This is a genomic window from Pseudobutyrivibrio sp., from assembly GCF_017471675.1.
Classification (GTDB): domain Bacteria; phylum Bacillota; class Clostridia; order Lachnospirales; family Lachnospiraceae; genus Pseudobutyrivibrio.
The window spans coordinates 1-16,245 of sequence record NZ_JAFUSK010000031.1 but is presented as its reverse complement, the minus strand read 5'-3'; the positions used below and the strand labels follow the sequence as shown (position 1 = coordinate 16,245).

At 38.1% G+C, this 16,245-nt stretch carries 16 protein-coding genes and 1 tRNA gene; 1 reads left to right on the top strand and 16 read right to left on the bottom strand.

What is annotated here, in order from left to right; translation table 11 throughout:
* Positions 1–22 precede the first annotated feature (22 nt).
* From ftsY to IJ535_RS05415, 8 genes are all read right to left on the bottom strand, one after another.
* Complete coding sequence (ftsY, locus tag IJ535_RS05450; protein WP_294299825.1) at positions 23–952, bottom strand: signal recognition particle-docking protein FtsY; 930 nt, start codon at positions 950–952, stop codon at positions 23–25.
* Positions 953–967: 15 nt separating this feature from the next.
* A complete protein-coding gene (gene smc, locus IJ535_RS05445; RefSeq protein ID WP_294299822.1) occupies positions 968–4,528 on the bottom strand; it encodes a chromosome segregation protein SMC in 3,561 nt (1,186 codons plus the stop codon).
* A gap of 204 nt (positions 4,529–4,732) precedes the next feature.
* A complete protein-coding gene (gene rnc / locus IJ535_RS05440; protein WP_294299819.1) occupies positions 4,733–5,437 on the bottom strand; it encodes a ribonuclease III in 705 nt (234 codons plus the stop codon).
* Between the two features lie 62 nt (positions 5,438–5,499).
* Positions 5,500–5,736 (bottom strand): acyl carrier protein, encoded by a 237-nt coding sequence (gene acpP, locus IJ535_RS05435; RefSeq protein WP_294291121.1) that lies wholly within the window; start codon positions 5,734–5,736, stop codon positions 5,500–5,502.
* A 3-nt stretch (positions 5,737–5,739) separates the two neighbouring features.
* Positions 5,740–6,762 (bottom strand): phosphate acyltransferase PlsX, encoded by a 1,023-nt coding sequence (gene plsX / locus IJ535_RS05430; protein WP_294299814.1) that lies wholly within the window; start codon positions 6,760–6,762, stop codon positions 5,740–5,742.
* A 95-nt stretch (positions 6,763–6,857) separates the two neighbouring features.
* A complete protein-coding gene (gene rpmF, locus IJ535_RS05425; RefSeq protein WP_028243823.1) occupies positions 6,858–7,037 on the bottom strand; it encodes a 50S ribosomal protein L32 in 180 nt (59 codons plus the stop codon).
* A 1-nt stretch (position 7,038) separates the two neighbouring features.
* Positions 7,039–7,569, bottom strand: coding sequence for a YceD family protein (locus IJ535_RS05420; protein WP_294299811.1), 531 nt, complete (start codon positions 7,567–7,569; stop codon positions 7,039–7,041).
* 90 nt (positions 7,570–7,659) lie between these two features.
* Positions 7,660–8,856 (bottom strand): acetate/propionate family kinase, encoded by a 1,197-nt coding sequence (locus tag IJ535_RS05415; protein ID WP_294299808.1) that lies wholly within the window; start codon positions 8,854–8,856, stop codon positions 7,660–7,662.
* 144 nt (positions 8,857–9,000) lie between these two features.
* On the opposite strand from IJ535_RS05415, the gene IJ535_RS05410 reads away from it, so the two are divergent.
* Positions 9,001–10,170: a tRNA(Met) cytidine acetate ligase gene (locus tag IJ535_RS05410; protein WP_294299805.1), complete on the top strand. Its 1,170-nt coding sequence runs from the start codon at positions 9,001–9,003 to the stop codon at positions 10,168–10,170.
* Positions 10,171–10,215: 45 nt separating this feature from the next.
* Here the strand turns inward: IJ535_RS05410 and IJ535_RS05405 are convergent.
* The 8 genes from IJ535_RS05405 to IJ535_RS05370 all read right to left on the bottom strand — a co-directional run bounded on the left by IJ535_RS05405 (position 10,216) and on the right by IJ535_RS05370 (position 16,139).
* Positions 10,216–10,287, bottom strand: a tRNA-Glu gene (locus IJ535_RS05405).
* A gap of 192 nt (positions 10,288–10,479) precedes the next feature.
* Complete coding sequence (gene galE / locus IJ535_RS05400; RefSeq protein WP_294299802.1) at positions 10,480–11,496, bottom strand: UDP-glucose 4-epimerase GalE; 1,017 nt, start codon at positions 11,494–11,496, stop codon at positions 10,480–10,482.
* A 193-nt stretch (positions 11,497–11,689) separates the two neighbouring features.
* Positions 11,690–12,049 carry a 50S ribosomal protein L20 gene (rplT, locus tag IJ535_RS05395; RefSeq protein ID WP_294291412.1) on the bottom strand — a complete coding sequence of 120 codons (360 nt, stop codon included), beginning with the start codon at positions 12,047–12,049 and terminating at the stop codon, positions 11,690–11,692.
* 45 nt (positions 12,050–12,094) lie between these two features.
* Positions 12,095–12,292 carry a 50S ribosomal protein L35 gene (gene rpmI, locus IJ535_RS05390; protein ID WP_028243827.1) on the bottom strand — a complete coding sequence of 66 codons (198 nt, stop codon included), beginning with the start codon at positions 12,290–12,292 and terminating at the stop codon, positions 12,095–12,097.
* 17 nt (positions 12,293–12,309) lie between these two features.
* Positions 12,310–12,807 carry a translation initiation factor IF-3 gene (gene infC, locus IJ535_RS05385; RefSeq protein WP_033154017.1) on the bottom strand — a complete coding sequence of 166 codons (498 nt, stop codon included), beginning with the start codon at positions 12,805–12,807 and terminating at the stop codon, positions 12,310–12,312.
* A 200-nt stretch (positions 12,808–13,007) separates the two neighbouring features.
* Entirely contained in the window at positions 13,008–13,826 is an 819-nt protein-coding gene (locus IJ535_RS05380; protein ID WP_294299799.1) for a Cof-type HAD-IIB family hydrolase, read from the bottom strand.
* Complete coding sequence (locus IJ535_RS05375; RefSeq protein ID WP_294299794.1) at positions 13,819–15,984, bottom strand: RNA degradosome polyphosphate kinase; 2,166 nt, start codon at positions 15,982–15,984, stop codon at positions 13,819–13,821. The genes IJ535_RS05380 and IJ535_RS05375 overlap by 8 nt, the downstream gene beginning before the upstream one ends.
* An 8-nt stretch (positions 15,985–15,992) precedes the next feature.
* Positions 15,993–16,139 (bottom strand): hypothetical protein, encoded by a 147-nt coding sequence (locus tag IJ535_RS05370; protein ID WP_294299792.1) that lies wholly within the window; start codon positions 16,137–16,139, stop codon positions 15,993–15,995.
* Positions 16,140–16,245: the final 106 nt, after the last annotated feature.

Sequence of the window (16,245 nt, the reverse complement as noted above, 5' to 3'; positions counted from 1 at the left end):
TTAGTCTCCCTTTCTTCTAGTCTTAGCCTTCAGCGTAGAATAAAGCGTCTACAAATTCATCTGCGTTGAATTTCTCTAAGTCGTCGATTGTTTCTCCAACACCTATATATTTTACTGGCAATTTTAACTCAGATTGTATTGCAATTGCAATACCTCCTTTTGCAGTTCCATCTAATTTTGTTAAAACTATACCAGAAATATCTGTTACATCAGAAAATTCTTTAGCTTGAACTAGAGCATTTTGACCTGTAGTACCGTCTAAAACGATAAGTGTCTCTCTGTATGCCTCTGGGAATTCTTTTGTAATTGTATTATTTATCTTAGAAAGCTCGTTCATAAGATTCTTTTTATTGTGAAGACGTCCTGCTGTATCAACAAGCAAAACATCAACACCTCTTGCCTTTGCAGCATGAACAGCATCATATACTACAGCAGCAGGGTCAGAGCCCTCTGGACCTCCAACAAAATCTACTGAAGCCCTATTTGCCCATTCCTTAAGCTGATCAGAAGCTGCCGCTCTAAAGGTATCAGCCCCTGCCACCATAACCTTCTTGCCATTTGCCTTAAGCTTTCCCGCAAGCTTTCCTATAGTGGTAGTTTTGCCAACGCCATTAACACCAATTACAAGAACAACAGACGTTTTGTTTTCAAACTCAAAGGCTGCATCACCTAAAGACATCTGTTCCTTAATTTCGTTAATAAGGAATTCCTTACATTCAGATGGTTCCTTGATATGCTCCTTCTTAACAGCATCCCTTAAATCATCAAGTATTGTTTCTGTTGTTCTAACACCAATATCTCCCATAATAAGAACTTCTTCCAATTCCTCATAAAAATCCTCATCGATATTGGTAAATCCATTAAAAATATAATCCATGGATTTAATAAAATTATCTCTTGTCTTGGTCAGCCCCTTTATAAGACGCTGCCAGAAACTAATCTTTTCTGCCATATTGCCTCCAGATGATTAATCATCCAACTGTGCCTCAATAAGATTTACAGATACAAGGGCTGATACACCCTTCTCCTGCATTGTGATACCAAATAATCTATCAGCTGCATTCATGGTACCACGTCTATGAGTAATAACAATAAACTGTGTATTCTTTGTAAGCTTGTGCAAGTAGCCAGCAAATCTATCTACGTTCGCATCATCAAGAGCCGCCTCAATCTCGTCTAATAGACAGAATGGTGATGGCTTAAGATTTTGGATTGCAAACAGTAATGCAATTGCAGTAAGTGATTTCTCACCACCGGACATCTGCATCATATTAATAAGCTTCTTTCCTGGTGGCTGGGCATTAATAATAATACCTGTTTCAAGAATATCTTCCTCATCAACAAGAGCAAGTGAGCCGTGACCACCGCCAAAAAGCTCCTTAAACGCCTTATCAAATTCACGCTGAATATCCTTAAAGCCTTCTGTGAACTGCTTACGCATACCTTCATCAAGCTCATCGATAATTCTGATAAGCGAAGCCTCAGCCTCAACTAAATCATCATGCTGACCCTTAAGGAAGTTGTATCTTTCAGAAAGCTCCTTAAATTCTTCAATGGCATTAACATTAACATTACCCATTGAACGGATTGCATTCTTGATTTTGTTAGCATCCTTTTTCATTTGATCTAAATCATTGTACTCAGGATCCTTTAGCTCTTCTGCTGAATGATATGTAAGCTCGTACTCATTCCACATGTAATTATTCTGAGCTGAAATAGCATCAGCAATCTTCTCATGCTGTGACTCAAGACGATATATTTCCTTATCAAGCTCAGAGATTCTATCAGAAATCTCCTGTCTTTGCTCGAAGAAATTCTTGTGAGAGCTGTTAAGCTCTTCTCTTTTAGCTGTAGCTTCTTTGATATCTTCTTCAAGCTGTCCAAAAGAATCATCAGATGCAGCAATTGTAGCCTTAATCTCCTCGATTCTCTGCTTCTTGCTTTCAGTCTCCTCTTTTGTGGACTTAGCATTTTCTTTGATTGATGCAATATCACTATCACATTTTTCAATTTCAGAAAGCACACGGTCTAAGTTCTGCTGAACGAATTCAACCTTCTGTCTTGCATTGGCCTCTTCAATCTGAACCTCAGACATAGTTCTGTTTACAGAAGTTTCCATATAGGTCTTTTCATCAACCTCATCAGAAAGCTTTTGAATCTCAGCCTTAAGCTCAGCTTCCTTGTTCTCTGATTCCTGCTTTTCGAATTCGATTTCTTTCTTACCAGAAGCAATCTCTGTAAGCTGTGATTCTAACTCTTCACTTTCTCTTGAAAGACCTTCGTAAGCTGTAAGACTTTCCTTCTTCTGCTCGTTTGCTCTATCAAGACCAAGCTTTGCAGTATTAAGGGCAATAGCTGCCTCGTTTAACTTAGTAGTATTTTCCTCTTTATCTGATTCAAGTAAGGCTGCAGCTGTTTCAATTTCACCAGCTCTGTTTTTAAGCTCCTCCATCTCCTTATAGAGAGCATCAAGCTTAGTTTCAAGCTCTTCGATTTCTCTATTTCGACCTAGAAGATTTGACTTATTCTTGAAATGACCACCAGTCATAGAACCACCTGGAGCCAAATATTCACCGTCTACTGTAACAATGTGAATGCTGTAATTGTTCTTCTTAGCAAGGGCGATAGCAGAATCAATATGGTCTGTTACAACCACTCTTCCAAGCAAGTAAGCCACAACACCATCAAACTTGCTATCACAACTTACAAGCTCTGATGCAAGTCCAAGGACACCCTTTTCCTTAAGAACCTCTGTCTTTTTGAAATTGCCTCTTCCATCAACAGATGTAAGTGGAAGGAATGTGGCACGACCAAGCTTATTTTCCTTAAGGAAAGAAATAAGCTTTTTAGCACTGGCTTCATCTGCAGTAACAATGTTTTGTATGTTACCGCCAAGTGCAGTCTCGATAGCCAGTTCATATTTCTTTTCCACATGGATAAGATCAGAAACAACACCCTCGATACCTTCTATCTTGCCCTTTTGCTCCATGATTTTACGGGTTGAATTACCGTAGCCTTCATAGCGCTCTGCAATATTCTTTACAGACTCAAGTCTTGTCTGTACTCTGGCAAATTCGTCCTTCTTAGCTTGAAGCTTTTCAGTATTTTCTTTGCCTTTATTCTTCCATTCAACAGCCTTAGCTGAAAATTCCTTATCCTTTTCCTGTAAGCTAAGTAATAAATCCTGAGCCTGCTTAAATTCTTCCTCAGCAAGAGAAACTGCCACATCCAAATCTTCTTCTCTAGTTTTACGTTCCAGAAGCCTTTGGTTAAGCTTAGCCTTACGGATATTGGTTTGTTCAAGCATTGTCTCAAGACGCTGCTCTTTAGACTTGATGGAAGCTCTATTGTTAAGAAGCTCCATAATAGCCTTGTTATCAGCTTCAATCTTTTCATTATTTGAATTGATTGCTGTCTGTAATTCGCTGTAGTTATTCTTAACTGCTGTAAGACGTTCTACAGCCTCTTCTAATGTCTTATCAAGCTCTTCCTTTTCTTTCTTGAAATCAGCAAGCTGTGATTCCTTTGATGCCTTCTCTGACTCTATCTCAGCTACACGTGCTGCTAAGCTTTCATCTGTAGCATTAGCAGAGCGAATCTGCTCCTCTAAAAGAAGGATTTCATTTTCCAGCTTCCCCTTTAATAAGGTTGAATCAGACTGATTCTTTTTTAAAGTTTCAATCTGCTCATCCAAATCAGCAATCTGTTGCTCTAAGGAATCATACTTAGTACGGATTTCCTCCTGGGAAGCCTTGCTTTCTTCCATGTTCTCCTTAGCAAGTGCAGTATTCTTTTCTACCTCATTAAGAGCAGCTGTTAATCTATCTACCTCAAGCATGAAAGAATTAACATCGATACGCTTTAATTCTTCCTTATACTTTAAATACTTCTTAGCATCCTCAGACTGCTTTTCCAAAGGTCCGATTCTACGCTCCTGCTCAGATAAAATATCATTTACACGAACGAGATTTTCTCTTTCACTTTCAAGCTTCTTAACAGATGCAGCCTTACGCTTTTTATATTTAACGATACCTACAGCTTCATCAAAAAGCTCACGTCTATCCTCTGGCTTACCAGATAAAATCTTTTCAATCTGACCCTGTCCGATAATAGAATAGCCCTCTTTACCTACACCAGTATCATAGAAAAGCTCCGATACATCCTTTAATCTACAAGGTGTACCATTTAACAGATATTCACTTTCGCCGGAACGATACACACGACGTGCTATAGTTACCTCTTCATATTCAACTGGTAGCACATGGTCTGAATTATCCATGGTAAGAGCTACATAAGCATAAGAAAGGGGCTTTCTTGCTTCTGTTCCTGCAAAGATGATATCCTGCATGGAAGAACCACGAAGCTGCTTGGCTGATTGTTCACCAAGAACCCATCTAACAGCATCGGCAACATTACTCTTACCTGAACCGTTAGGACCTACGATGCCTGTAATTCCATTATGAAATTCAAACTTCATCTTATGGGCAAAAGACTTAAATCCATATATTTCAATACTCTTTAGATACATTATTCACTCCTATAGTCCGCCTGAAAAATAGTCTTACTCTCGCTTGTTACGCAGACAATAATTAATCCTCTTACAGTCACTGGATGTTCCTTTCAGAGGATAAATCATTGTCTGCTACAAGCTATTTGTACGTATCTATTCAGGCTCATTTAAATTTTTCATAAACCAATATTCCCTGATTAATATTTGCACAACAATATTGAACTAAATTATATTAATCGATTCCTCTTTGTGTAAACGAAGAAGGCCTTCGTAGGCAGCTTCTTGTTCTGCGGCTTTTTTGGTGCGGCCAATTCCTGTACCAAGGATTTTAGAGCCTACAACGGCCTCTACCTTAAATTCCTTAGCGTGATCTGGACCTGATTCTGAAAGCAGGTTATATGTAAGAGGCTCTTTGTAATTTGCCTGGACAACCTCCTGCAATCTGGTCTTACTATCATGGAACAGCTGCTTATGTTCAATATCATTTAATACAAACCTATGAATATATTTAGATGCAGGCTCCATACCTCCATCTAAGAAAATAGCGCCGATGGTGGCTTCAAAGGCATCTGAAAGAATAGATTTTCTCTCTCTGCCTCCAGTCATATCCTCGCCTTTAGAAAGGAGTACGTAATCACCAAGATTAATCTCCTTACAGATGAAAGCAAGTGTAGGCTCACAGACAATGCTGGCTCTAAGCCTAGAAAGCTTACCCTCATTTAAATCAGTATAATTTAGATACAAAAACTCACTAGATACTATTTCAAGTACTGCATCCCCTAAAAACTCTAATCTCTCATTATCACTAAGCTTTGGCATGTGATGCTCGTTAGCGTAAGAGCTGTGAGTAAGGGCCTGCTTTAGTAAGCTTTCGTCTCTAAACTCATATCCGATAATCTTTTGAAATTCCTTTAAATCGTTATTCAATATCTTACCTCCTGAGTTTAAGAAAGCACCCAGTGAAAAGCTGGATGCTTTCAGCAATTCAATTAATTACCTGCAACAGTCTTCTTGATAAGCTCAACTGCATCACCAACAGTTGAAAGCTTTTCGGCAGCATCAGTATCAACTTCGATGTTAAGCTTTTCCTCAACACCCATGATAATCTGGAAAACATCAAGTGAATCTGCCCCAAGGTCATCTACAAAAGTAGTGTCAGCTGTGATTTCAGCAGCGTCTACATTTAATACCTCAGCAATAATCTCTTTTAATAAATCGAATTCCATGTTTTAATCCTCCTTTTTTGTTTCTATAACAATGTTATCTCTAATAAGCTCGTTAATTTTCTGCTCCTTAAAGGTTACACACTGGAAAATAGTGTTCTTAACCTCTCCAGCCTTGGCACTACCGTGAGTCTTAACTACAAGTCCTTTAAGACCAAGAAGTGGTGCTCCACCGTATTCACTGGCATCAAACGCCTTAAGTGTATTCTTAAGAGCTGGAAGAGCAAGGGCTGCACCAATTTTTGATTTAAGAGTGCTCATAAGCCCCTTCTTAATAACTGATACAAGTGTAGCTGCTAAGCCTTCGTATAGCTTCAAAATAACATTACCAACAAATCCATCGCAAATGATAACATCTGCATCACCGTTTGGAATATTTCTTGCTTCAATGCTGCCAATAAAATTAATATCAGGGCATTCCTTTAGTAAAGGCATAGTCTCCTTAACAAGGGCGTTACCCTTTTCTTCCTCTGCACCAACATTTACAATGGCAACACGAGGATTCTTGATTCCTACTACCTTTTCCATGTAAATGCTTCCCATTCTAGCAAACTGTACCAAGTGACTTGCTCTACAATCTACATTAGCACCAGAATCTGCTAAGAATGCAACACCTGTCTTAACAGGGAAAAGTGTACCAAATGGTGCACGTTCAATGCCTCTAATACGGCCAACTATGCCAAGGCCGCCTGCCAAAAGTGCGCCAGAATTACCAGCAGATACAAAAGCATCAGCCACGCCATCCTTAACCAAATGCAGCCCTACTACCATAGAAGAATCCTTCTTACGCTTAATAGCAGCAACAGGATGCTCCGCTGTCTCAATTACCTCTGTGGCGTTCTTTATTTCTATCTGGTCATTAGGGTATGTGTGCTTGGCAAGCTCTGCCTTAACAACATCCTCTTGACCTACTAAAATAACCTTAATATCTTTGTTAAGATTTACCGCATCTACGGCACCTTTAACCATCTCTGATGGTGCATTATCACCGCCCATAGCATCAAGGGCTACAATTGTTAATTCGCTCATAAGAAATCCTTTCCATGCAACTTATAAAAGTATATATGATATATGAAAATATTTCAAATAAAAAACCTCTCGGCAAGTACCGAGAGGCTTTAAAATTAATCAACTGCGATGATTTCTTTTTTGTTATATGAACCACAGTTCTTGCAAACTCTATGTGGAACCATAAGCTCGCCGCACTTGCTGCACTTAACAAGAGTAGGATTGCTCATTTTCCAGTTTGCTCTTCTTTTATCTCTTCTTCCCTTAGAAGATTTGTTCTTTGGACAAATAGACATGCTATTTCACCTCCTTAAAGCTATTAAAGACATCTAAAAATTGTGCCATTCTAGGATCTAAAACTGTATCATCACAACCACAAGGCTCGATGTTACGATTCTTACCGCAAACTGGGCAAATACCCTTGCAGTCATCCTGGCACAATATCTTTGCCGGGAAATTCACTAAGATCTCGTTTAAAATGAGTTCATCTATATTTATTTCTTCGCCATCTACGAAGGAATATGGTCCGATATCATCATCTGTAACAACCTGCCCCTCAGAAACCTCAACAGTCTCATCAACTGAAACAGGAACTTCAAATGTAACATCCCCTAAGCATCTATCACAATGACCTAAGATAGAACATTTAGTATCAAATGTGATGTGAAGCTTACCTGAACCAATCATAGATAAAACTACATCAAATGGCTCTATGTGATTGATAGAAAAATCACTGCCAAGATAAGAAAAATCACATATATCAATTGATCCAGTGAACTTCTTACTCTGATCAGGTAATGAAGTAATATCCTTAATAGAAATCTTCATAAATATCTCCTATCCACACTTGGTCAATTATACTAAGCTTTATATTCGTTGTCAAACCTTTTTTCAAAATTTACACACAATTAATGTGATTTATTTTCCAGAAACGATTGCAGCTGTATCTCTAGCAATCATTACCTCTTCGTTTGTAGGGATAACGAATACCTTAACCTTTGAAGAATCAGCAGAAATAAGCTTATCCTCGCTTGGTCCTTCGTTACGTGTGCTATCAAGCTCAACACCCATAAATCCAAGGTGATCGCATACAGCCTGACGAAGACCTGCATTGTTCTCTCCAAGTCCTGCTGTAAAGCAAATCATGTCAACACCGTTCATAGCAGCTGCGTATGCACCAACATACTTAGCAATACGGTATGCAATCATATCCATAGCAAGCTTAGCTCTCTCATTACCCTCAGCAGAAGCTGCAAGAAGGTCACGGAAATCAGATGAAAGACCAGAAACGCCAAGTGCACCTGATTCCTTATTAAGGACGTTCATAACACCTGCAAAATCAAGGCCTTCCTTCTTAGCCATATACTCAACGGCAGAAGGATCAATATCACCTGAACGTGTACCCATTACAAGACCCTCAAGTGGAGAAAGACCCATTGAAGTATCTACTGACTTACCGTTAAGTACTGCACAGCAGCTAGCTCCGTTACCAATGTGGCAAACGATAATCTTTGAATTGTTAATATCTGCATTAGCGAACTCGCATACTCTCTTAGAAACATAGCTGTGGCTTGTTCCGTGGAAACCGTAACGACGAACACCGTACTTCTCATAGTACTTGTAAGGAACTGCATACATATAAGCTTCCTTAGGCATTGTCTGATGGAATGCTGTATCAAATACACCAACCTGTGGCTTACCAGGCATAAGCTCACGGCAAGCATTAATACCAATGATGTTAGCTGGGTTATGAAGTGGAGCAAGATCATTGCACTCTTCTACAACCTTAATCATCTCATCTGTGATAAGTGCAGACTCAGCAAACTTCTCACCACCGTGTACGACTCTGTGTCCTACTGCATCGATTTCCTCTAATGATGCAATTGCGCCTGTCTTGTCGTTTGTAATAGCGTTAATAACAGCTGCAACAGCCTCTTTGTGTGTAGGCATTGGAATCTCTGTAGTTTCTTTGTCGAGACCAGCCTTCTGATATACGATACGTCCATCGATACCAATTCTCTCGCAAAGGCCCTTGCAGAGTACCTGCTCACTATCAGAATCAATAACCTGATACTTAAGAGATGAGCTACCACAGTTAATAACTAAAATCTTCATAATAGAATATTCCTTTCTTATCTATATTTTTCTTTCTTTAATATAAATTTAATACAACTCTAATATTATAACACTTAAAAATGTCTTCTCAACATAAATTTATTGTATAATACTCATATAAAAGTTTTTTCGGAGGAACAAAAATTGGTAGTTGGAATTGTATGCGAATACAACCCTTTTCATAATGGCCATAAGCTTCAGATAGACTATGCCAAAAACATACTTAAAGCCGACGCTGTAGTTGTTGCCATGTCAGGAAATTTCACTCAAAGAGGTGAATTAGCTTGCTTTGACAAATACACCAGAGCTGAAGCCGCACTTAAATGTGGTGTAGATATTGTTCTTGAAATCCCTACTATCTTTGCCACGGCATCTGCAAGAGAATTTGCAGCAGCAGGTGTAGAGCTGTTAGCTTCAACTGGTGTGGTTGATACTGTTTTATTTGGCGCAGAATGTGATGATGTTGATCTATTTAAAGGCTGTGCTACAAAGCTTGTTGAATTAGAAAATAGCGGCAAACTTGATGAAGATATAAAGATTTCCCTTGGAGCAGGATTAAGCTATGCCCTGGCCCGTTCTAAAGCCTTAGAAGCATATATCCCTGCTGATATAATTAATAGCCCAAATAACATTCTTGGACTTGAATACTGCCGTTATATAAAAGAATACAATCTTCCTATGGATATTGCCATAATCAAGCGTCAGGGAAATGATTATAACGAAACAGCATTATCAGGTGATTTAAGCTCCGCTTCTGCTATTAGAGCTCATTTAAATGAAACGGATATGATTTGTGCTGTACCAGACATTGCTAAGGCTATTTATGAAAATAACACGCATTTTAATTGCGATGATATATCACAGTTACTCCATTACAAATTACTTAGCGAAAATGATTATGAAAAATATTTAGACTGTACTTTAGATTTAGCTGACAGGATTAGAAACAACCTAAAAGATTATGTTAATTTTTCTCAGTTCTGTGATTTGCTAAAGACAAAGAATATTGCCTACTCTAGAATCAGCCGGGTTCTATGTCATATTTTATTGAATATTGCTCAAAAGGATTTTGAGAATTCAAAATCGCAAGGATATATTTCATATCTTAGAATGCTTGGTTTTAGCAAAAAAGGAGCTGAATATCTGGGAGCGATTAAAGAAAAAGGAAAAGCGCCATTGATAACTGCTCCAACAGAAATTATTGATAGTCATGATATTTTTGCCGCTGATGTTTATAGAGCTGTGATAACTTCAAAAACAGGGAAAGCTAGAGACAATGAATATACAAGAAAATTTAATTTGACTAATTTGTAACAAAAGCAATAAAAAAGCACTCGATAAACTCGAGTGCTTTTTTCGCAGTTCCTAGCGGAATCGAACCGCTGTTTTCGCCGTGAGAGGGCGACGTCTTAACCGCTTGACCAAGGAACCAAATTGTTTCTGTCGCTTGCGACGCTGTTTATATTACTATGGATTGAAGGATAAGTCAACAGGTTTTTTGAAAAATTTTAAAAGAAATTTTTCAGGATAACTAATATCACTTTTTATGATGCAAAAAGCCTTTTATTCATACCCTCATCCGCCCCGAAGGGGCACCTTCCCCCTACTTAGGGGGAAGGCATTTTAGTCTTCGTAACCATTTGGGTTGTTCTTCTGCCATCTCCATGAGTCAGCGCACATTTCCTTAATGCCATACTCAGCTTCCCAGCCAAGCTCTTCCTTAGCCTTTGTAGCATCTGAATAGCATGTAGCAATATCGCCAGCACGACGTGGCTTGATAGAATATGGAATCTTAATACCGTTAGCTTCCTCAAAGTTCTTTACAATATCAAGTACAGAATAACCTACACCTGTACCAAGATTGTAAATCTTAAGACCTGCATTCTCCTCAATCTTCTTAAGAGCCTTTACATGTCCCTTAGCAAGATCTACAACGTGGATATAATCACGTACACCTGTACCATCTTGAGTATCATAATCGTTACCAAATACACCAAGCTCAGGAAGCTTTCCAACTGCAACCTGTGTAATATAAGGCATAAGGTTATTTGGAATACCGTTAGGATTCTCTCCCATTGTTCCTGATGGATGAGCACCAATTGGGTTGAAGTAACGAAGTAAAACTACGTTCCATTCATTGTCAGCCTTTTGCATATCAGAAAGTATCTGCTCAAGCATAGACTTTGTCCAACCATAAGGGTTTGTGCACTGTCCCTTAGGGCAATTCTCTGTAATAGGTATCTCAGCTGGGTCACCATATACTGTAGCTGATGAAGAGAAAATGATATTCTTGCAGTTGTGCTTACGCATAACATCTACAAGTGTAAGTGTACCTGCAATATTATTCTCGTAGTATTCCCAAGGCTTAACAACTGACTCACCAACTGCCTTAAGACCAGCAAAATGGATACAAGAATCAAGCTGTTCCTTCTCAAATACCTCATTTAATCTATCTCTATCAAGGATATCTCCTTTATAGAACTTTACTGGCTTTCCTGTGATAGCTTCTACTCTCTCTAAAGATTTCTCTGAAGCATTGCTAAGATTATCATATACAACTACATCATAACCTGCCTGCTGAAGCTCCACACATGTATGGCTGCCGATAAAACCAGCACCACCTGTAACTAATATAGCCATAGTTTTATTCCTCCTTAAAACTTTTTCAGTAAATAGATTAACAGATATCAACCTATATTAAAAGTCGAATTAAACTAAATAATTGCCAAAAATAATCAAGAATTACCCAAATTTTTGGAACTATGTATTAATTAGGGTATAAAAAAACTCTTATCAGACATAATCTGATAAGAGCATTTTCATCATGTTAAGATTAAGCTGCAACCTTAGACTTTGCAAGCTCTACAAGCTTAGCAAAACCTTCAGCATCGTTAACTGCCATCTCAGCAAGCATCTTTCTGTTCATCTCAACACCTGCAAGCTTAAGACCGTACATGAACTTAGAGTATGAAAGTCCATTGATACGAGCTGCAGCATTGATACGAGCGATCCAAAGCTGTCTGAACTGTCTCTTTCTCTGCTTTCTACCAGCGTAAGCTGATGTAAGAGCACGCATAACTGACTGCTTTGCAACACGATACTGCTTGCTTCTAGCGCCTCTGTAACCCTTTGCTAACTTTAATGTTCTATTGTGCTTCTTTCTAGCGTTTAATCCGCCTTTAATTCTTGCCATTTTAAATTCCTCCTAACCAAAATCAATTACTGTACTAACAACATATTAGATGTATGGAAGTACTTTCTTCATGTTCTTTACGTTTGTTGAATCAACGATAGCTGACTGACGAAGATTTCTCTTTCTCTTTGTAGTCTTCTTGGTTAAGATATGGCTCTTGTATGCCTTGTTTCTCTTAAGCTTTCCTGTTCCTGTTACCTTAAAGCGCTTTGCAGCTGCTCTTCTTGTCTTCATCTTTGGCATGATAAATTCCTCCTGTATTACGATTTCTTTTCTGTAAGCACCAGGCTCATACTACGGCCTTCAATCTTTGGTGCCTTTTCCACTACTGCAACATCTGCAAGGGCTTCAGCAAAATCATCTAAGATATGCTTAGAAGACTGCATGTGAGCCATCTCACGTCCACGGAAACGAAGTGTAACCTTAACCTTGTCACCCTTTGAAATGAACTTCTTAGCTGCATTTACCTTTGTGTTCATATCATTAGCATCAATGTTTGGAGACATACGTATTTCCTTTACCTCAACAACATGCTGCTTTTTCTTGGCTTCCTTTTCCCTACGTGCCTGCTCATAGCGGTATTTACCGTAATCTACAATCTTGCACACTGGTGGATTTGCCTTAGGTGAAATCTTAACTAAATCTAAACCTTCATCATCGGCAAGCTTCTGTGCCTCTCTTGCTGACATAATGCCAAGCTGTTCCCCATCTGAACCGATTACACGAACTTCTTTATCGCGAATCTGTTCATTAATCATTAATTCGCTAATGGTACTACCTCCAAATAATAAAAAAAATAGTGGATACAGAATATCCACCATAAATCATCACAAACAAGGTTTGTGTGAAGTATAAACCCGAGTCACTAATAAGTGCTAAGGTGAGAGTGGATACTCTACTTTGTTTTCACAACAGTGATAATTTAACACAAAACAAAACTAACGTCAACAGTTTTATGTTATTTAATAACAAATTTATGTATTACTTCTGCTATTGCTCCATGGTTATTGTCATTTTCTGTGACAAAATCCGCAACAGACTTTAATTCTTCTCTGGCATTAGCCACAGCTACACCAATACCTGCCGCTTCTATCATACTGATATCATTTCTCTCATCTCCCACGGTTATAACATCATCCATGGAAATGCCTTTAAGCTTTGCAAGCTTTTTAACACCATCGCCTTTTCCAGTGCCCTTTTTAATATACTCTAGGAAAGCATAGTGTGAGAAAAAGCTTTCGAAACGATTACCATAAACTTTTTCGTGTTCATCCTTAAATGCTTGAAGGTTTTCCGGATGATCATAGTCTATAGCAATAAGCTTTGTGATATTTTTGCCCTTAAGATCATCAACACTATCTAAATAAACTAGCTGTTCTCCTGAAAGCTTCTTGTAGCTTTCTATAAACCAGTTATCATTAAATGTGTAAATATGCTCAGCATCAAAAGTGACACAAGTAAAGCCTTTAAGTAATACCTCTGAAATTACCTCTCTTGCATCATCGTTATTTAAATAATCACCAAACAAAGCTTCATCGCTATCAAATCTGGTACCAATGATACCCTGATGTCCAAGAATATAAACATCATCTCTTTTAAATTCATCATACACTGAAAGAATTTCTCTAAGGGCATGATTAGGTCTGCCAGTATTAAAGGCAAATACATGCCCTGCATCTAAAAGCTCACTGATTGCAGCAAGATTCTCCTTTGAAATAGTTTTGTCATCGTTAAAAAGTGTGCCGTCCATATCTACGGCTAATAATTTCCTACTCATCAATAACCTCATTAGCCAGAATAGGAACAAAAGTCCTCTTTTTAAAGAAATCTATATCTGGCTCACTATGTTTTTTTGCCTCCCTGCAAAAAGTATCCTGTGCACCTACAGGCTTTTTTCCACGAGGCGGCTTTATTCTAACATAAGTAGAGTCATCTGTCATCTCATAGGCTTTTAGTGTATCGCTAAGCTGTACATCAAGAATATGTTTCACTTTTGCCTTTAACAAATCATCTTCCACAGGGAAAATTATTTCCACACGTCTGTCTAAATTACGTGGCATCCAGTCAGCAGAGCCCATATATATATCCTCTGCACCATTGTTATAAAAATAAAATATTCTGGCATGCTCAAGGTATGTTCCAACAATAGATGTAACCTGAATGTTCTCGCTAACCCCGGCTATACCCGTCTTTAAACAGCATATACCTCTTATAATTAATCTAATCTTAACACCAGCATTGCTTGCTTCATAAAGCTTTTCGATAATTTCTTTATCGCAAAGGGAATTCATCTTAGCTACAATAATTGCTTCTTTTCCCTCCTTGGCATGGCTGATTTCTCTATTGATTAAGCTTACAAATGTATTCCTTAACCAAAGCGGTGCCACAACAAGCTTGTTCCAGCTGGCTGGCTCTGAATATCCTGATAGCATATTAAATACAGCTGTTGCATCCTCTCCGTATGTTTCATTACAGGTGAACATACCACAATCTGTATATAGCTTTGCTGTGGAATCATTGTAATTTCCAGTTCCAAGATGCACGTATCTTCTGATTCCATCCTCTTCACGGCGTACAACAAGGGCTATCTTACAATGAGTCTTTAACCCTACAAGACCATATATTACATGCACACCTGCCTTTTCAAGCTTCTTTGCCCAGATAATATTGTTTTCCTCATCAAATCTGGCCTTAAGTTCTACAAGTACAGTTACCTGCTTTCCGTTTTCTGCAGCATGAGCAAGACTTGCAATAATAGGTGAATTACCACTGACTCTATACAAAGTCTGCTTAATAGCAAGCACCTGTGGGTCAAATGCAGCTTGCGCAATAAAATCAACAACAGGGTCAAAGGTTTCATAAGGATGATGTAACAAAATATCACCCTTTTTTATTTCATCAAAAATCTTTTCTCCTGGACGAAGTCTTGGATTTTCCTGCGGCTTAAATATAGGCTGCTTAAGATTAGCGTGGCCCTCAATTCCATATAATTTCATAAGGAAGGTTAAATCAATAGGACCCTTAATCTTGTAAATGTCTATCTCATTTACACCAAGGTTTTTCTTAAGAATGGTAAGAAGCTTTTTATTTATCGTTCCTTCTACCTCTAATCTGATTACTTCTCCCCACTGACGAGACTTAATCTGCTTTTCTATTTCAAGGAGCAAATCCTCTGCCCCTTCTTCATCTATAGAAAAATCAGCATTACGCATAATACGATAAGGAGAAGCTGCAACCACATTGTAGTTTAGGAATAGCTTATCCATATTTCTTTCTATTATCTGCTCTAAAAGAATGAAGCAATCCTGCTGCTTTTCATTAGATGGCAAGGATACAAATCTGGGAAGAACAGATGGCACCTGAACTGTGGCAAATTCCACATCATCATTGCTTCTATCTCCTAATGTGCTGCCCTTTTTCTTTTCGATTAAGGCGGCAATATTTAGAGACTTGTTTCTAATTAAAGGAAATGGTCTTGATGCATCAAAAGCCATAGGAGTGAGAACAGGATATACCTGACTCATAAAAAATGAATCAATATATTTTAACTGTTCTTCATTTAAATCCTCGTATTTGTCATAAATAATAATTCCATTTTCTTTAAGAATAGGATTTAGATGTTTGCCAAAAATATTGTACTGTAAATCCACAAGCTCTCTGGTCTTTTCGTTGATTGCAATAAGCTGCTCAGTAGGTGTCATGCCGGCAATATCAGGCTTTGTGTAGCCTGCATGCTCCATATCCTTTAGAGATGCAACTCTTACCATAAAAAACTCATCCAGGTTAGATGATGTGATGCTTACAAACTTTACCCTGTCAAGTATAGGCAGCTCCTTTACCATTGCTTCATTTAAAACTCTAAGCTCAAACTTAAGCCAGCTAAGCTCTCTATTGTCATAATATTTTGCATCTGAAAGATTTATTTTATTTTTCATATTCCCTCCTAAAGTATGCCATTTTCCTTAAGAACAGGTTTTATTGAAAATATATCCTCAAAATAATCTGCATTTTTCTTGAACAATCCCTTTTCCAAGGCAAGGGAGCTATTTGCTTCAATAGATATTACAAGATCTCTATCCTTTACTCGCATAGAAACGTTTTTTATCTTTTTCGTGTGAGAACGGTCCACGGCAATTGCTACCTTTAATAATGCAACTATCTTTATAATTATTAAAAAATATTACCTTGTAAATATA